This is a genomic window from Geobacter sp. OR-1, from assembly GCF_000813145.1.
Lineage (GTDB): Bacteria > Desulfobacterota > Desulfuromonadia > Geobacterales > DSM-12255 > Geoanaerobacter.
The window spans coordinates 34006-51010 of the sequence record NZ_BAZF01000006.1; the positions used below are offsets into that span (position 1 = coordinate 34006).

General features: G+C 53.4%; 14 protein-coding genes. 1 reads left to right on the top strand and 13 read right to left on the bottom strand.

What is annotated here, in order from left to right; all coding sequences use genetic code 11:
* Nucleotides 1-132: 132 nt before the first annotated feature.
* The 13 genes from mdh to extM all read right to left on the bottom strand — a co-directional run bounded on the left by mdh (nucleotide 133) and on the right by extM (nucleotide 15324).
* Entirely contained in the window at nucleotides 133-1086 is a 954-nt protein-coding gene (gene mdh / locus OR1_RS07730; protein WP_041971102.1) for a malate dehydrogenase, read from the bottom strand.
* Nucleotides 1087-1146: 60 nt separating this feature from the next.
* Nucleotides 1147-3369, bottom strand: coding sequence for an NADP-dependent isocitrate dehydrogenase (locus OR1_RS07735; RefSeq protein WP_041971103.1), 2223 nt, complete (start codon nucleotides 3367-3369; stop codon nucleotides 1147-1149).
* 198 nt (nucleotides 3370-3567) lie between these two features.
* The gene (locus OR1_RS07740; protein ID WP_041971104.1) at nucleotides 3568-4293 is read right to left on the bottom strand and encodes a LysM peptidoglycan-binding domain-containing protein; all 726 of its coding nucleotides are present in this window, start codon (nucleotides 4291-4293) and stop codon (nucleotides 3568-3570) included.
* Nucleotides 4294-4302: 9 nt separating this feature from the next.
* A complete protein-coding gene (gene aspS / locus OR1_RS07745; RefSeq protein WP_041971106.1) occupies nucleotides 4303-6093 on the bottom strand; it encodes an aspartate--tRNA ligase in 1791 nt (596 codons plus the stop codon).
* A 272-nt stretch (nucleotides 6094-6365) separates the two neighbouring features.
* Complete coding sequence (locus OR1_RS07750) at nucleotides 6366-7730, bottom strand: cytochrome C (protein WP_370543339.1); 1365 nt, start codon at nucleotides 7728-7730, stop codon at nucleotides 6366-6368.
* Between the two features lie 142 nt (nucleotides 7731-7872).
* The gene (locus OR1_RS07755) at nucleotides 7873-8187 is read right to left on the bottom strand and encodes a hypothetical protein (protein ID WP_041971109.1); all 315 of its coding nucleotides are present in this window, start codon (nucleotides 8185-8187) and stop codon (nucleotides 7873-7875) included.
* A gap of 160 nt (nucleotides 8188-8347) precedes the next feature.
* A complete protein-coding gene (locus tag OR1_RS07760) occupies nucleotides 8348-9886 on the bottom strand; it encodes a DUF3373 domain-containing protein (protein WP_041971111.1) in 1539 nt (512 codons plus the stop codon).
* Between the two features lie 234 nt (nucleotides 9887-10120).
* Nucleotides 10121-10933, bottom strand: coding sequence for a selenite/tellurite reduction operon c-type cytochrome lipoprotein ExtS (gene extS / locus OR1_RS07765; protein ID WP_052440323.1), 813 nt, complete (start codon nucleotides 10931-10933; stop codon nucleotides 10121-10123).
* Nucleotides 10909-11343 (bottom strand): selenite/tellurite reduction operon b-type cytochrome membrane protein ExtQ, encoded by a 435-nt coding sequence (extQ, locus tag OR1_RS07770; RefSeq protein WP_041971112.1) that lies wholly within the window; start codon nucleotides 11341-11343, stop codon nucleotides 10909-10911. Before extQ ends, extS begins: the two co-directional genes overlap by 25 nt.
* Nucleotides 11340-11960, bottom strand: coding sequence for a cytochrome b N-terminal domain-containing protein (locus OR1_RS07775; protein ID WP_041971113.1), 621 nt, complete (start codon nucleotides 11958-11960; stop codon nucleotides 11340-11342). Before OR1_RS07775 ends, extQ begins: the two co-directional genes overlap by 4 nt.
* 7 nt (nucleotides 11961-11967) lie before the next feature.
* The gene (locus tag OR1_RS07780) at nucleotides 11968-12360 is read right to left on the bottom strand and encodes a ubiquinol-cytochrome c reductase iron-sulfur subunit (protein WP_041971114.1); all 393 of its coding nucleotides are present in this window, start codon (nucleotides 12358-12360) and stop codon (nucleotides 11968-11970) included.
* Nucleotides 12321-13571 (bottom strand): selenite/tellurite reduction operon b-type cytochrome iron-sulfur cluster-binding subunit ExtO, encoded by a 1251-nt coding sequence (gene extO / locus OR1_RS07785; protein WP_041971115.1) that lies wholly within the window; start codon nucleotides 13569-13571, stop codon nucleotides 12321-12323. Before extO ends, OR1_RS07780 begins: the two co-directional genes overlap by 40 nt.
* Nucleotides 13525-15324 carry a selenite/tellurite reduction operon c-type cytochrome ExtM gene (gene extM / locus OR1_RS07790; protein ID WP_041971117.1) on the bottom strand — a complete coding sequence of 600 codons (1800 nt, stop codon included), beginning with the start codon at nucleotides 15322-15324 and terminating at the stop codon, nucleotides 13525-13527. Before extM ends, extO begins: the two co-directional genes overlap by 47 nt.
* Before the next feature lie 218 nt (nucleotides 15325-15542).
* Between extM and OR1_RS07795 the strand changes: the two genes are divergently transcribed.
* Nucleotides 15543-16949 (top strand): rhodanese-like domain-containing protein, encoded by a 1407-nt coding sequence (locus OR1_RS07795; RefSeq protein WP_041971119.1) that lies wholly within the window; start codon nucleotides 15543-15545, stop codon nucleotides 16947-16949.
* Nucleotides 16950-17005: the final 56 nt, after the last annotated feature.

Below are 17005 nucleotides of genomic sequence, written 5' to 3' on the forward strand. Positions count from 1 at the left end.
AGGTTTAAGACATTGTTTCTGGACCTGAATTTCGGGACGAGAAGAGGTGACAGGTGAAGAAAACAGGAAAAAGAAGGGCCGAAGCCCTTCTTTTGCTTGCGGAGTACTTTCAGTGCGGCTGAAGCCGGAAGATTACTTCATGCTGTCAACGAGGCTCTTAACTGCAGCGACAGACTTGTCCATCATGGCCTGCTCTTCGGCGTCAAGTTTGAACTGGAGGATCTGCTCAACACCGTTCTCGCCGAGTACTGCAGGAACACCGACGTAGTAGCCGTTCACGCCGAACTCGCCCTGAAGGAAGCAGCAGGTCGGAAGAACGCGCTTCTGATCCTTGAGGATCGACTCAGCCATGGCAATGGCGGAAGAAGCAGGTGAGTAGAAGGCAGAACCGGTCTTGAGCAGGGCAACAACCTCGCCGCCTGCGCCGCGGGTACGCTTGACCATTGCTTCCATGACTTCCTTGGCCTTCTCAGCACTCTTGTACTTCTGCTCCAGAAGTTCCATGACCGGAATGCCGTTAACGCTGGCGTAGCGAACGAGCGGTACCATGTCGTCGCCGTGGCCGCCAAGGGTCATTGCGTTTACGTCCTTCACGGATACGCCCAGCTCCCAGGCAATAAAGGTGATGAAACGCGCGGAGTCAAGCACGCCGGCCTGACCGATAACGCGGTTGTAAGGGAAGCCAGTGATCTTCTGGCAGAGAGTAACCATTGCGTCGAGCGGGTTGGAAATTACGATTACTGTTGCTTTCGGAGCATACTGTTTGATCCCTTCGGCAACGGAAGTCATGATCTTGGAGTTGACCTCGATCAGGTCATCACGGCTCATGCCCGGCTTGCGCGGAAGGCCTGCGGTAACGATAACAACATCAGAACCTGCGATATCCTTGTAATCATTGGTCCCTTTGAGATTGGCATCGAAGTTGTCAACAGAGCCGACTTCGGCGATATCGAGCATCTTCCCCTGCGGGAGCCCTTCAACGATATCGAACATTACTACGTCACCCAGTTCGCGAAGTGCGCAAAGCTGAGCAAGTACGCCACCAATCTGACCACCACCGATAAGAGAAATCTTTTTACGTGCCATTCTGACCTTCCTCCTTGAATAGTTTGGTATTTGCCTACTCTGTTATGGCCTACAGATAAATCAGATTGCGTCGATGATCGCGTTTAATGTTGCGCTGGGACGCATTGCTTTTTCGGTCTTGACCGGATCCGTAAGGTAATAACCACCTAAATCCTGTGGCTTGCCCTGGGCACCGATCAGCTCCTCGTTGATCTTTGCCTCATTCTCGTGAAGCTGCTGAGCGACTTTGGCAAAACGTGCCGCCAGATCCTTGTCCTTGGTCTGCTCAGCAAGGGCCTCGGCCCAGTACATGGCGAGGTAGAAGTGACTGCCTCTGTTATCGATCTGGCCGACCTTACGGGCCGGGTTCTTGTTGTTCTCCAGGAACTTGGTGTTGGCCTGATCAAGGGTATCAGCCAGGAGTTGGGCCTTTTCGTTTTTAAACGTGGCTGCCAGATGCTCCAGGGAGACGGCAAGGGCCAGGAACTCGCCGAGCGAATCCCAGCGCAGGTACCCTTCCTGCACAAACTGCTGCACATGCTTGGGTGCGGAGCCGCCTGCGCCGGTTTCAAAGAGACCGCCACCGGCCAGGAGCGGCACGATGGAGAGCATCTTGGCGCTGGTGCCCAGTTCCAGAATCGGGAACAGGTCAGTCAGGTAATCCCTCAGGGCGTTGCCGGAGACCGTAATGGTATCTTTACCGTCTTTTGCCCGCTGCATCGCGAAGTTCATCGCTTCCACGGGAGGCATGATACGAATATCCAGGCCGTTCGTATCGTGATCCTTCAGGTAGGTATTCACCTTTTCGATCATCTGGGCATCGTGAGCCCTGTTCTTGTCCAGCCAGAAGATAGCCGGTGCTCCGGTTGCCCGTGCCCTGTTTACCGCCAGCTTGACCCAGTCCCTGATCGGCAGGTCTTTTGCCTGACAGCCGCGCCAGATATCACCAGCCTCCACATCGTGCTGGAACAATACTGCTCCCGACTCATCGACAACGCGCACTGTCCCGTCGGCGGGAATCTTGAAGGTCTTGTCATGGGAACCGTATTCTTCGGCCTTCTGCGCCATGAGACCGACGTTGGAGACACTGCCCATGGTGGTGGGATCGAACTGGCCGTTTTTCTTAACGAAATCTATACACGCCTGATACCACTCCGAATAGCAGGTATCCGGGATCACGCACTTTACATCGTGAAGCTTGCCGTCAGGACCCCACATCCCGCCGGAGTCGCGCATAACGACCGGCATGGAGGCATCGATGATGATGTCGTTACTGGCATGAAGGTTGGTAATGCCCTTGTCCGAATCCACCATGGCCAGCTCGGGTCTCTTCTTGTACTCCGCCTGGATATCCGCTTCTATCTCAGCCTGTTTGGCTTCCGGCAATTGCTTGATTTTCAAATAAAGATCGCCCAGACCGAGGTCCGGGTTGACACCCAGCTCCTTGAATGTTGCGGCATGTTTTTCGAAAACGTCTTTAAAGAAAACAGAGACGAAATGACCGAACATGATCGGATCGGAGATCTTCATCATGGTGGCCTTGAGATGCACGGAGAACAGTACACCTTTCGCCTTGGCGTCTTCAATCTGCTCCTCGATGAATTTACGCAGGGCTTTGCAGTTCATGTACGTCCCGTCAAGAATCTCGCCTGCCTGTAGAGACAGCTTCTCTTTCAGAACGGTGACCTTTCCGTCTTTACCGACCAACTCGAACCTGACATTGCCGGCGTTCTTCATGGTGACGGATTTTTCATTGTGATAAAAATCGCAGCAGTCCATATGCGATACATGGGTTTTTGAATCCGGGCTCCAGGCGCCCATCTTGTGCGGATGCTTCTTGGCGTATTCCTTAACCGCACGGGCCGACCTTCTATCGGAGTTACCCTCCCTCAAAACCGGGTTGACGGCGCTTCCCAGACACTTGGCGTAACGTGCATGAAGCTCTTTCTCTGCGTCTGTCTTCGGCTCCTCGGGATAGTCGGGGAGTTTGTACCCCTTCTCCTGCAACTCCTTGATGGCAGCCTTCAACTGGGGGATCGAGGCGCTGACGTTGGGGAGTTTGATGATATTGGCTTCCGGCTTCTGGGTAAGCTCGCCGAGTTCGGCCAGATAATCCGGCATTCTCTGACTCTCGGTCAGATAGTCGGGAAAGTTTGCGATAATTCTGCCGGCAACAGAGATATCTCTTGTTTCAACGACAACTCCAGCGGCCTTTGTGAATGCATTTACAATCGGGAGTAAGGAGTATGTTGCCAATGCGGGTGCTTCATCAATTTTTGACCAGATAATCTTTGCTGTTGTCATGTTCTCTCCTTGATTTTTATTCCAACATCGCCAGAGGCTCTAGGTATGCAGTTCGCCGGGTTTCAGGGGCTCCTGTCGGAGCATGCAGAAAAGTTTGTATACAGTATACAAAGCACTATAGCGTGTCAAGAAAAAATATAATCGTTTAATAATGGTGAAATTACTGCGAAAAACTATAGTGGGAGTGAAATCGGAGGGTCAGTGGAGTCGCCTCTCCTGGGCATAGCGGCGGGCTTCCTGCATATCCTCGCGGCTCATGTTTCTAGGCACTCTGAGAGTCTGGCCGGGCCAGAGATTGCTCGGATCGCGAATCTGGTCGCGGTTTGCCCTGTAAATCAGCGGCCAGAGGAAGGAATCATTGTATACTTCAGGCAAAGCTGCAATCAGAGGGAGTGATTCACCCCGCTTGACCGTGTGACTCGCGACCAGACTGTGCTCTTTTTGAGCCCTCTGGCGCTCTGCCTGTCTGCGGGCTTCTTCTTCAGCATCCTGTTTTGCCTGCTCGGCTATTCGCGCCAAAAGCTCTTCGGCTTCCTTCCTGCGAATCTCTTTTTCGTGCTCCAGAGCAGCGAGCCTTTCCTGCTCGCGCTGCTGCAGTTCCTGCTGCCGAAGCCGCTCAACTTCAGCGATCCTCTTCTTTTCTGAAGCCAAATTTTCCTTTAGGAGTTCCCCTTTAAGGATGACGAGGTTGAAGAGGTTATCTGCCTCTTCAACCTCATCGTTCAGCAACAGTTCTTCTGCTCGGGCAAAGGTTGCGGCGAGGTTATTATACTCCGAAGGCGACAAGGTCGGCGCTCCATCGGCACGAACCGTCTGCACCAGTTGTCCGGCCTTGGTGTACCATAGCGGCATCGGCGTGGAACACCCTGTTACAAGCAACAGCAGACCGGCAAATAAAATTAAGATATAACCTTTCGCAGCCATCCAGCCCCCTTAAGGCTGCTGTTTAACCGCAAGTCTGACACCAAGCTCCCTGAGTTGCTTTGCATCAACGGGGGACGGCGCTTCAGACATGAGACACGCTCCCTTTTGGGTCTTCGGAAAGGCTATGACGTCACGGATAGAGTCACTGCCGGTAAGAAGCATAATAAGCCGGTCCATGCCAAAGGCAATCCCGCCGTGAGGCGGAGTACCAAACTCCAGAGCGTCCAGGAGGAACCCGAACTTCATCCGCGCATCCTCTTCGGACAGTCCGAGCATCTTGAACATCAGAGACTGGATTTTTTCCTGATGAATCCTGATGGAACCGCCGCCGATCTCGTTGCCGTTCAGCACCAGGTCGTAAGCCTTGGCCCGGCAACGGCCAGGATCGGATTCCACGTACTGCAGGTCTTCGTCCATCGGGGCCGTAAACGGATGATGTACGGCGGCCCAGCGTTTGTCATCCTCGTCCCACTCCAGGAGCGGAAAGTCGGTTATCCAGACAAATCTGAAGACGTTCTTGTCCAGCAGACCGAGCAGGTTGGCAAGGTGATTACGGAGCTTGCCGAGAGAATCGTTGACGACCTTGGGCTTGTCGGCCACGAACAGCAGAAGGTCGCCCTCGCCGGCATCAAACGCCTTGTTCATCGTATCAATCTCTTCAGGGGTGAAGAACTTGGCAATGGGCGAATGCCACGCGCCGTTTTCGATCTTCACATAGGCAAGTCCTTTTGCTCCGTAAATCTTCGCAAATTCGGTAAGGTCGTCGATCTCCTTGCGCGAGAAGCCGGCACACCCCTTGGCATTCAGACCCTTTATGATGCCACCCGATGCCGCGACATCGGCAAAGACCTTGAAACCGGAATTTTTGACCAGATCGGTCAACTCGACCAGTTCAAGCCCAAAGCGCAGATCTGGGTTATCCACCCCGAACCGCCTTATTGCCTCCGCATAGGTCATTCTCTCTACCGGCAGCTGTACATCCACACCCTTTGCCTGTTTAAAGATACGGGCAATAAGTCCCTCCATGACCTTGATGATATCATCGCGGTCAATGAAAGACATCTCGCAGTCAATCTGGGTAAACTCCGGCTGCCTGTCCGCCCTCAGATCCTCGTCGCGGAAACAGCGCACCACCTGGAAATAGCGGTCATAACCCGAAACCATGAGAATCTGCTTGAATATCTGCGGCGACTGGGGAAGAGCATAAAAGTTACCCGGATTTATACGGGAAGGCACCAGGAAGTCACGCGCCCCTTCCGGAGTCGATTTGGTCAGAAACGGGGTCTCGATCTCGAGGAACCCGCTATCGGTAAGATACTGGCGGGTAACCTGTGCGACCTGTGACCGCAAGATGAGATTCTGCTGGAGCTGGGTCCGGCGCAAATCCAGATAACGGTATTTCAACCTGAGATTTTCCGCGACATCGACATACTCATCGAGTGTGAACGGCAGTGCCTTGGAACGGTTGAGAACGCGGCATTCCGAGACCTGGATCTCCACTTCGCCGGTTTTCATATTGGGATTGACCGTCCCCTCAGGCCTGGGAATAACTTTCCCTTTCACGGCAAGGACGAACTCGCTCCGTACAGATTCAGCTTTAGCATGCGATTCAGGATTAATCTCCGGATCGAAAACTACCTGCGCAATCCCTTCCCGGTCCCGAAGATCGATAAAAATAAGGCCCCCATGGTCACGGCGGCGCATGGCCCACCCCATCAGCACCACTTCCTTGCCGAGGTCAGCACTCGTAAGTGCCCCGCAATATCCTGTTCTTTTCCAGTCCCCCATGAAATCTATCATCAGCAGATACCCCCTCTGTATAGGTACTAATCTCGGAAAAATCGATGTAGTATACTCAAAACAGCCCGCCGCATCAATCGGAATTAATCCATCAACAGGCGTATACGCAAATATATCCGAAAAGTTGGCAACTAAGCGGCAACATCGTGGGGAATTACGGATTTCAGGGGATTCAATTCAGTAAAATACTTTGATTAACAAGGAGGCATCATCACAATTCTAAAATACTTGCCCGTCCGGGCAGTTCCCGGACGGGCATGATCTAAATCCGACTACCAGTCTTCCTTCTGCTTTTCAATCAGCTTCTTAAGGTACAATTCAGGACTTATGAGTTTCGATATCTCTTTTTCCGTATAGCCCAGATCCTTGAAATTCAAGAGACCATTGGGCGCATGGCAGTTTGTGCACGAAAGCGCCTTGGTCTTGGTTACCAGGTGATTGCTCCCGAAGTAAATCGTCTGCCAACCCGGGACAGGCTCATAATCCTTGATCCCCATGGTTTTTGCCGCTGATGCAACGCCGGCAAGCGTATCGCCGGTTGCCATCGGTGGGGCAAAATCCATTGCCAGGAGGTTACCGGTCTTTTTGTCAAAGAACGCCTTGCCCTGGAACACCTTGAATGCATAGATCTTGCTTTCGCGATCGCCGCGGCTCCCTTTCGGGCCGATGAAATCGGGCACATTGCGGACAGTCCTGTTATACCAGGCGTAGATAGGGGCGTTCTCGTTCGCCTCCCGCTTCAGGGTTGACGGCTCATAAAACTTGTCGGCCCCCTTCTCCCAGGCGGTAAAGTCCTTAGCCACTGCACCGCCGGTTCTGGGAATATGGCATGTCTGGCAGGCGATTCTTGCGGTATGCCGGTTAAGATCGGCGTCCTTATGCGGCTTGGCGCCGTGACAGGATGCGTCGTCGCACGAAAGCCGGATGCCGTCGTTGGCCCAGTTGTTAGGATCATAACCTGTTGGGATGCGGTGATTGCTCGCCTTGTGGCAGTCTACGCAAACCATTCCTTTGGCCGCATGGACATCGGTGTCTTTCTTAAAGGCAAAGCCTCTCTTGACGTAAACGCCACCACCGGCAGCCTCGTGACAAACCATGCAGTTCTTTACTGTCGGCTTGCCGATACCAAGTGCCGCCTTCTTGCTCCTGTCTTGCCCCAGAACCACTTCGCCCTTCTCGTTTTTAAACGGCTTGCGCTCCCTGAAATCATAGCTGGACGAGTGACAAACCAGGCAGTCTATCGCCTGTTGCGCCTCGGCACCGGAACTACCGACATCGAAGAGATGGTTTCCGGGGTGGCAGGTATTGCACCCGGAAAACTTGGTCTTACCGGTTTCCGGGCTTTTCGGGATCTCCTTCAGGTTATTGACGATGTCGTTGCCGTTGCACATCGTGTAAATACGATTTTTCATCCCGTATTCCTTACTCTGGTCAAGGTTCTCGACATTGTCCACCTTGGATGCATGTTTCCAGTGCACAGTATCCAGAAAAGTCTTTGCAGTACCCTCGTGACACACTTCACAGGTTTTTGGGCCGTCATACCCATTCTTCTCTATATATTCGCGCCCCTCCTTGTGATCACCGGCAAAGGCGGTTCCGGTAATGAAAATTGATATAATACCGGCAGCGGCAAGCATTGTTCTTAACATGTGCAGATCTCCCTATAATCTTTAAATTAACATACTCAAATATTGCCATAAATTAAATATATTGATTTTTATATACTTATAGGCAAAAAAACAGCCTGCCTCAGCAGGCTGCGTCGGCCAAAGTCTTCTGTCAACAACCTGCAGTTTTACGGAAAAATTTGCTTACATTCTTGCCGTCAATAACATCGTACTTGAGCTTGATTTCGTCACCTTCATTGATCCGATGGTCCTTGAATTTGTCCAGTGTCTCAGCATCATTAACCGTTACCGTGATCTCTTTATCATCGTTTTTAATCACTACCGTGGCCGAGCCGCCATCTTTGGCCATTTCTATCTTGGCAACCGACCCGGTCATCTTTTCTTCGGCGCTGGCGTTCCGGCTGAAAGAAAACAATCCTACCGCCATTACTGCTACCATCAGAAAGATTGATACGATTCTCTTCATTGCTTTGCTCCTTTGTCCAGTGAGGCATTAATGTATAAATCTTAACAAGCTCTCCATACATGACAAGCTGCTAATTGCAAATTCTGCTGACGTAACGAGAGGGGCTTGCGCCCCCCTGAAATTTCAAATACTATAATTCAGCTTTTCATATATATCAATACTAAAATTTAACCTCGAATGTTGCGTAGAGATCCTGAGCGCTCTTTACCGGGGCGAGCAGTTGCAACGTAGTCGGCTTGATATCGGAAATCTTCTGCGCCGCACCAACCCAGTTATTGCTGCCAGTGTACTCAAAATCATAATACTGGTAGCCAACCTTGAAGAATACCTTGGCAAGATAGGAAGATACCGGTTTCATATTCAGTTCCTGAATCACATACCCTTCATATACATTACCACGAGTACCGTACTTGCTGGTCCACATATCGTCCGATGCCGGCGTCATGGTTATCCAGTTCTGCGAACCATGGTTGTACTCGAAACCAAGCTTGGTCTTGGTGCGATCATAATCATAACGGGCGCCGACAAGAACTGCCCAGCCGGTCTTATCCTCAAAACCGGCACCGCTTGGTTGTCCCATGAATGTGCCGTTCATCAGCCCCACATTCCCGAACTGTGCGGAAACTGACCCGTTGGGCCGGGAAACGCTCAGCGCAGCTTGGCCAAATGTATTCAGAGTACCTGGTCCAACTTTCTTGATTATGCTGTCAGCGCCGATTCCGAACCAGTCTACGTCACCAAGCTGAACTGAAGGCGCGGTATTGCCAAAGGCGGTGTTATTCATGACAACCGTGTCAGTCAGGTTGAAGCCGCGGTTGTACTGGAAAAACAGTCTGAGCGGATCGGTATCATAGGGAGTAAGGTTAAATCCGAACATGTCCATGTCATGCTTGACACTGTTGGCGCTCGATGAAAGGCCGGACTCGAAACCGCGACCATAGCACAGTTTTGCATAAGCACCCGGAAGGGCTTCAATATCCGGCGCCCAGCCAAGGGTCATGCCGTCATAGGCGTAATCGACCATGAGAGCCGGTACTCCGCCGTTGCCGGGGCGCTCATTATTGAGACGAAGGTGCTCCGGAGCCCAATTGGTGGATGGCCTGCGACCGGCTGAAAACCAGACCCCGGAATCGGCGATGTTGGCCCAGGTGGCATAGGCGCGGTCAACCACGAGAGCGCCGTCTGCCGGGATGTGGCCGATTGTGCCGTCAAAGACGCCTACCCTGTCGGAGAAATATGCGCCGGTCACGGCATTGTCATCCTGCGCCCCAAAGGTTTTATACATGAGGAGACGGGCGTTGACGGTAACATTAGAGGTGGCCTTGGCATGGAGATCGAGGCCGAAACGGTTCGTGTACAGGGTCTTGTTTTCCGGCTTTGCCGCCGGGGTCATTGCTGCTGCCATTGCGGCATTTTGATCTCCGGTTCTCATGAAGGTATTGGCAAACGTCATTGCGTTGGCAAATGCCGGCACCTCGCCCCTCAGCGAATCAAGCCTGAACCGGTAGTCACCGCCAATGGTCAGCCACTTCTCAATCGCTTTGTCCTCGTGCTTTTTCACTTGCTGCTTAAGGGCATCGACCTCTTTCTGAAGCATATCGATCTTCTGTGTGAGGTCATCCGCCGCCATTGCCACTGCAGGCATTGCCAGCCCGGCCGCCAAAGTAACAGTTACCAGCCTTTTCCCAAGTCTGTTCATCTCTCCTCCCTTTCCCGTATTAATTGGTGCATATTGTGGTGCAATACACCGGTATAACTGTTTTTTTTGTTAATTTAGCGTATTTTAATCGTAGATTTAACGCATGTCAAGCCAATATTCCCACTAGCTATATATATGGAAAATGCAATATTTAAACCATTAGCCATAACCAGCTGTTTTTGCGAAATTGATCATAGGGATAACTACTAATCCCTGTTGGAGTTTTTTTGTGATTTAGCGAGAGAACTCTTGAGATTGCGGTGATAAGACTGGTGTCATGAGCAACAACAGCTGTTCGAAATGATATTTGTCGATCTGTACCGGCGGCATTTTTGCCAGCGGCCTGATTTTCCTGGGATTGCGCAACCAGCCCTCCAGCCTTTCGGCGCTCCATGGCGCTGCGCTGTTGCCGGTCTTCGGATAATAAATGCTTAACAGCCCGGAAAGATTCGGCCCAATATTGCCTCTGCCGAATCCCCCCGATCCGGTCAGGATTTTGTGACATGCGCCGCAATGTTGTTCAAAGACATTGGCAGTTTTCACGCCTTGCTTGAACCGGACATTAACCGGAGCTTCGGGTATCTTTCGTTGTTGCACAACTGCTGACGCCAGAACAGCATTCACTAGCAAGGATGCGGTTGCTCTGTCAAACCGGAAATCCGGCATATATTCGACCGGCGTAATGATCGAAGCCAGCAGCCTGGCCGGATGTCGCCCGGAAAGTCGGTCAAGATCAGCGGCCAGATGATTTCCCTTGCCCCTGATATTATGGCATCTCCGGCACGCGGCCAGCTCCAGCCATTTCCCCCCAGAAACTACCGCTTCATTGTCTTTGATCCTGTACCGGACCAGGTGCCCCGGAATCAAATCCAAATGGGCGATATTCTTTCTCAGGGTGCGGTCATCCCCCCCGTGGCAGTCGATGCAGGCGGCAATCTCCATATAATGAGGTTGATGGCATTTAAGACATGACGAAGACGCCGCCATTGCCGAATAGGCGCCGGAGAATGCCAGTACTGCGATCAGAAAGGCCAGACGAACTGCCACTGTGGCCCCCGGAAAAATGCCGCGATAACGCTCAGGGAAATAATAACGCTAACCGTGGCAATAGTGATCAGGTTGACAAACCATTGACCGTTAGAAAACCATGAGGCCCGCCATACAGGCTTGTAGACAGGAAGCCATGGAAGCAACAGGAATATGCCTCCGACAGCAATGACCGGATAGACAAGAAAGTTACCGTGACTTACAAGCTCCTGAATCCAGAGAAGAAACCATGCGGACTTGGCCGGATTGGGCGCGGCGCCCGGGTTAGCCGGGCCGAGCAGCGGGGCCGGCAACAGGATGGAGCCGCAGAAAAGAGTAATACCGAGCACCAGTGCCGCCAGGGCAATAAGCCTGAAAAAATGCGGGGAGCTTTTCACGTAATCGGCTTTATTGTACCGGGTCTTATTCATAGATACGGCAACACCCCCCTGTTCTTGCGGACCCGATAGAAATGGAGCCCGGAAAATCCCAGGATCGCCAAAGGCAGAATGGTTATATGCAGGATATAAAACCGCAGCAAAGATAAGTGCCCTCCTACCTGGTCCGGCACAAGGATACCGTAAAGAGAATCTCCGCAGGGGAGCGTTCTTAACAGCTCGGTGCCGGTCTGCGTCGCCCAGAAAGCCAGTTGATCCATCGGCAGGAGATAGCCGGTGTAACCGGCAAAAATGGCCAGTGCCATCAGTCCGCAGCCGATAACCCAATTGAGCTGCCGTGGACGCTGGTAAGCCCCGGTCAACAGGACTCTTACCGTATGCATGAAAATGAAGGCGAAAAAGAGATGCGAAGACAACCGGTGCAGGTTGCGGATGTAGATCCCGCCCCAGACATCGCGCTCCAGCACCAAGATGGAGGCATAGGCCCGATCGGGCGCCGGTTCGTAATGGAACAGGAGAAGTGAACCGGATACGAGCAAAACCAGCAGAACAGTAAAGGCGAGCCCACCCAGACAGAGCGTGTAGGTAAATCTCAGGTTCCTTTTCAGAACCACCCGCGGAAAGAGGTGTTTGACAAAATCTCTGAACATGATCCTCTCAATCGCTGACAACAATCCGGTCGCCGTTGACCACAGCCTGAAGTCGCGCCAGAGGCCTGGTGGCCGGGCCTCGCATAACGTTTCCCTGGACATCGAACCTGCTGCCGTGGCATGGGCAGAAGATACCGTCGGGAGTTACCGAAACGGCACAGCCCAGATGAGTGCAGACAAGCCGCAAGGCATAGAATCCATCTCGGGCTCTGGCGATGGCAACACGCTCGGACCTGAAGACCAGGGCTCCTTCAGCCGGGACCGAGGCAATTGGGGCATTGACAAGAACCTTCCTTTGCCTGGGCTTTGGTTTGAGAAACCGGCCAATCCCGGCCAGCAAGGCAATACCCCCCATCAGTGTCAGAACGAACCTTCGACGCGATTCGAAAAGAGTTGCCATTTTTCGAGATATCCCTTCTGGAATTCCGGTCCGCGCGTCTGTAATTTCTTTACCCGATCCTCTGATAGAAAAGAGCCGTTGGCAACCCGCTGGCCTCTCCGATCCCAAAAAGACTCCAGCCCCATGCCGTCATCTGCCGGTCTGAAGATCCTCTCCTTTCGAGCTTCCACGAGAAATCTTGACGGTGCGTCGTGACAGCCGTCGCATAAAAGTGTACCGCGCCGTATGGTATGCGGAAAGAACGCCAGCCATTCCGCTGCGAGCAAACGGTTCTCTCTCCCCGCAACCTGCTCGCGCCGGATATGGGTGTAATAAGCTATGAACTGGGGCCTTATCGGACTGACTTTGCCGCGGCTGTTCATACCGAGCGGCGGCTCGTCCTGCCTTTTGAGATATGCGCTCCTAAGATATTCACCCGGCACCTCGCTCCCCTTGAGCCAGAAATCCTCCCGGGACGGGCTCTCCGTGAAACGGAGGAAAAATGTACCGTACTCCTGCGGCGCCCAGGCAGAATGGCAGGTGAAACATTCCATCTTTTCCAGGTGCGCCTTGATCCGGTGCTCGACCGGACCGGAACCGATTTTGTGGCAATCAGTGCAGTTTCTTGATGATTTCCTGCCTGCGGCAAGACTCTTCATCGAATGGCAGTCTCCGCAGGCCAGCCCCTTTTCAAAATGGATGTCGGGCCGCATTGTCAGGTAATGCTCTCCTGAGGCGCTCCTCCCCCGTTGATAGCGAAGGCTCTCTTCCCGCGGCGCCCGTCCCGCATAGTCCCAGCCGACGTAATATCCACGGTGGCACGAAAGGCAGCGCTCCGTGGCTGGCTTGCGCAGATCGTGCCCTCCCCCTTCATGGCAGTCCAGACAGCTCTTTAGGTGGCAACCAGTACAGTTCTTTTCAAAGAAGCGTCCATCCCCCCGACCGTAACTTCTAGCTACAAAGGCAATTTCATTGGACCGGGTCGTCATCGGGCCGGAAAAGATACCGCCGAATTCCTTATGGCACCTGAGGCACGGCGTGCCTCCACCCATCGGTACAGAGGGGTCGGCAATAGTTGCAGATTCGCTCACGTGGCAGTCAAGACAGGCGAGGCCGGCGTGGCCACCGGTGACGACAACCCGGTGACAGACACGGCAGTTCTCCGCCGCAACAGCAGAAGAGATGCTAATGACCGTCAAGAATGCGGCGATGCAGAGGGTTAGCCAGCGCACCGTAATCGAGCCTCCGTTCATAGATCCGGTCTTTGTCCCGTCCCTTGTCATGGCAGGTAAGACAGAGGTTTACCCGGAATATCCTCCTGATTTCAACGCCATTCAACGGTCTGGAATTCTCCCTGGTGATTGCCGCAAATGCCGCGACCCGGCCGTCGGCCATTTTCAGGAAACCGTCGAGCGGCTTGTCCGGGCATTTGTCGCACAGCATGGTCCCTTCGATGGCCGCTCCTTCAATCACGCCCTGCCCGAATCCGAGGAACCTCGGGTTAGAGTGGCATTCTCGGCAGCCAACCGCTTTGGACCCGGTGTTGTGCGAATAGAACGGCGCAAAGCGGAGCCGGCGTTTCCCCCGGAAGCGGGCGATTTCGTCATCCCGAACCGTCTTACCCGACTCATCCACCTCCGAGACAAAGGTCTGGCAACCAGGGGTTACCGGCGATACCTTGCCGCGCTGGTTGATCGCCAGGGGGAAAGGGTACAGGGTCCGGTAATCTTCGGTCTCGCTGAAAGCGCCCGGCGTCTCTATTCCCTTGATGAAGTCCATGGCATTTTCACGCCGGTCGTAGCTCGTATGACAGCCATAACATTGTACGACCGTTCGCGAGTGGCAGGCATAGCATTCCAGCCGTTCATGGCCCTTGATAGCGTGTTCAGGCGTTCCGGTAATGACCTTGCCGGTATAAAACCGGCCGCTCTTTTTTCCGATAACCCGGACCTTGCCGTCAACAACAATCACATTGGAATACGGGCGCCCTTTGGCGGTGAGAACCGTCTTCATCCCCGGTCTGACCTGCACCTTATAGGCCCGGGACTCCCTGACTGCTTCGTCGCCGTCAAAGGTCACAACCCGATATGTAGGCGGACTCTTCCCGCCGTGGCAATCCTCGCAGGAGATCTCCACCTGATGATACATGTTCCGGTAACTGTAACCGTCTCCCATAACATCGCGGGATGTGTGGCAGTCGATGCACTCCATTCCGGCAGCGGCGTGGATATCCGGCTCAATATGCACCGCGTTTCTGTTCCCGGAAAGCTGTTCCGGACCAGACTGCCCCTTGCGGATAGGCACATGGCCATTGTTGCCGTCATATAGGCCGAGATATGACAGGGCGATCCTGCCGCTCCGATTGTGGCACTGCGCACACACCGTTGACGAAGGAAGCGGCTCGATACCATGGGTAGCCGATAGCGGCCCCTTGCCCGACACGGTCGCATCCCTGCCGGCATAGGCAGCATTCTCGTTGAACGGAAAATGACAGGCTGCACAACCACCAGCATGGTTGGAACGGTAGGCATCGGCGATCTCGACCCCGAGATGGCACCGGGAGCAGAACTTGCGGTACAGCTCGCCGGAAAGGTTGTCAAGCTCTGCTGCCGGCCGCAGCCTGATCCGGTTCCCGTCGGCGTCGAATCCCTCCACCCCATGAGAGGCATACTCCTTGCCGTCATCCCCTTCCCAGGTGAGCTGGATGTTTCGGATCATCCCCCGGTTGGTATACATCAACCCGCTCTTGACCCTGTTGAGCTGATAGAGGTGGCAAGGGCCGCACCCCTGTTCCCAGTTTGCGCTGTCGCCGGGGTTGAGCGGCTGATGGCTGCCGCTGCCCCTGAAATTGAAGTGGCAGGAGATGCAGTCGGTATGGCTGGCAGATGCCGATTCCAATGCATGATGACAGATCGTGCACGAACTCGAAGGCGAACGGCCGGATGAACAGGCCTGGATCGCGGCACATAGCAGTAAGGCAACCATGCGTTTACTGAATAGGGATGAAAATAGAGCTGCAGATGATCGGAACACGCGCCAATGGTCTCTTTGCATCGTACTGTTGTCAAGCGAATAATTTGAGATTTAATATTAATTGTTCTTGTTTTATTACGGGAATCTGATATACATTCAAAAAAATGCATTAACATATAGTATTGCGCTGATCGGGCAGATAGCAAACAAAATACTCTGGGAGGACAAACATGCTGTCAAGTAACACCAACTGGCGAAAACTCATTATTGCTCTTACTGCAGCGGGGGTACTTGCCGCAACGCCGCTTCTGGCGGCAGACGGAGCGCCGGCAGGATCGATCGACGGGAAAAACACCAAGGTCTGCAGCACCTGCCACAGGGTTGAGGCAGGCACCTACAGGGGATACTTCGAAAACGTCTCTATGAAGTCATTGTCCTTACAGGTAAAAGTCGATGAAAAGTCAGAGATAATCAAGTTTGACAAGGGAACGATCAAGGTTTCCAACCCGGACGTCAAGGATGCCGACGTTGAAAAACAACTCAGGGGGATCAAGAAAAACCATGAGGTAAAAGTGGTGGTCGAACTGAAGAACGGGGCACTGTTTGCCAAGGCAATTGTGGCAAAACCGCCGATCAAGGTCGATGAGGCCAAGCTGATCAAGATCGACGATGTGGAAAGGCTGGTTGCACTTGGGCCGGAAAAAGGGAATTTCACCCTTATCGACTCGCGCCCCTTCCCCCGTTACCAGGACGGCTTCATCCCCGGCGCCATCAACCTCCCCTACCCGGCATTCGACAAGAATATCGACAAGCTCCCTGCGGACAAGAACCGTCTGATTGTCTTCTATTGCGCCGGGATCACCTGCACAATGAGCCCGAAGTCTTTGGAAAAAGCGGAACAGCTCGGCTACAGGAACGCCAAGGTATTCCGTGAAGGGATGCCCGGATGGCTCCAGCGCAAACCAGGCGTAATGACGGTCAAGTTCATCAAGGAGGCATGGCTGGACAAGGAGATGCCGTTCGTCCTGCTTGATACCCGCAGCCCAAAAGAAGCGGAAAAGGGTTTCATAAAAAATGCCGTAACCTTCCCGGTTGTTGACGAGAAATCGCTCAAGACGCTCCCGAAAAAGGCAGTTAAAGCCCCGATATTCGTCTACGACGCGGACGGCAAAGGGAATTCCCAGGCTGTTGCCCAGGGGATTGTCAAGGCTGGGTACGCGCCGGTACTGGTAGTTGACGGCGGAATTGCCGCTTGGCAAAAGGCTGGCCTGCCGGTGGAGAACGGCGCTTTGGCAACCAAGATCGCCTATATCCCCAAGCCCAAGGCGGGCGAGATCTCCATCGACAACTTCAAGACCCTGATCGCAGCTATCCCTGCCGACACGATCCTGATAGATGTCCGGCCACCTGACGAGGTCAAGGAAGGGGCGATCGCCGGTGCCGTCAACATCCCGACAACCGAAATCGACCAACGCCTGGCACAACTGCCGAAGGAAAAGAGGATCGTGGCATATTGCAACTCCGGCACCCTCGCGGAAATGGCTTACCACACCCTCAAAGGGAAAGGGTATCCCAGCGTATTCTTCCTTAACGCCAAGGTTGAGATCGATGAAGGGAAAGTGGAAATATCCCGATAACCTCCTTGGAATAGCTGTTTCAATACCCCCGGAACTGCTCCGGGGGTATTTTTTTC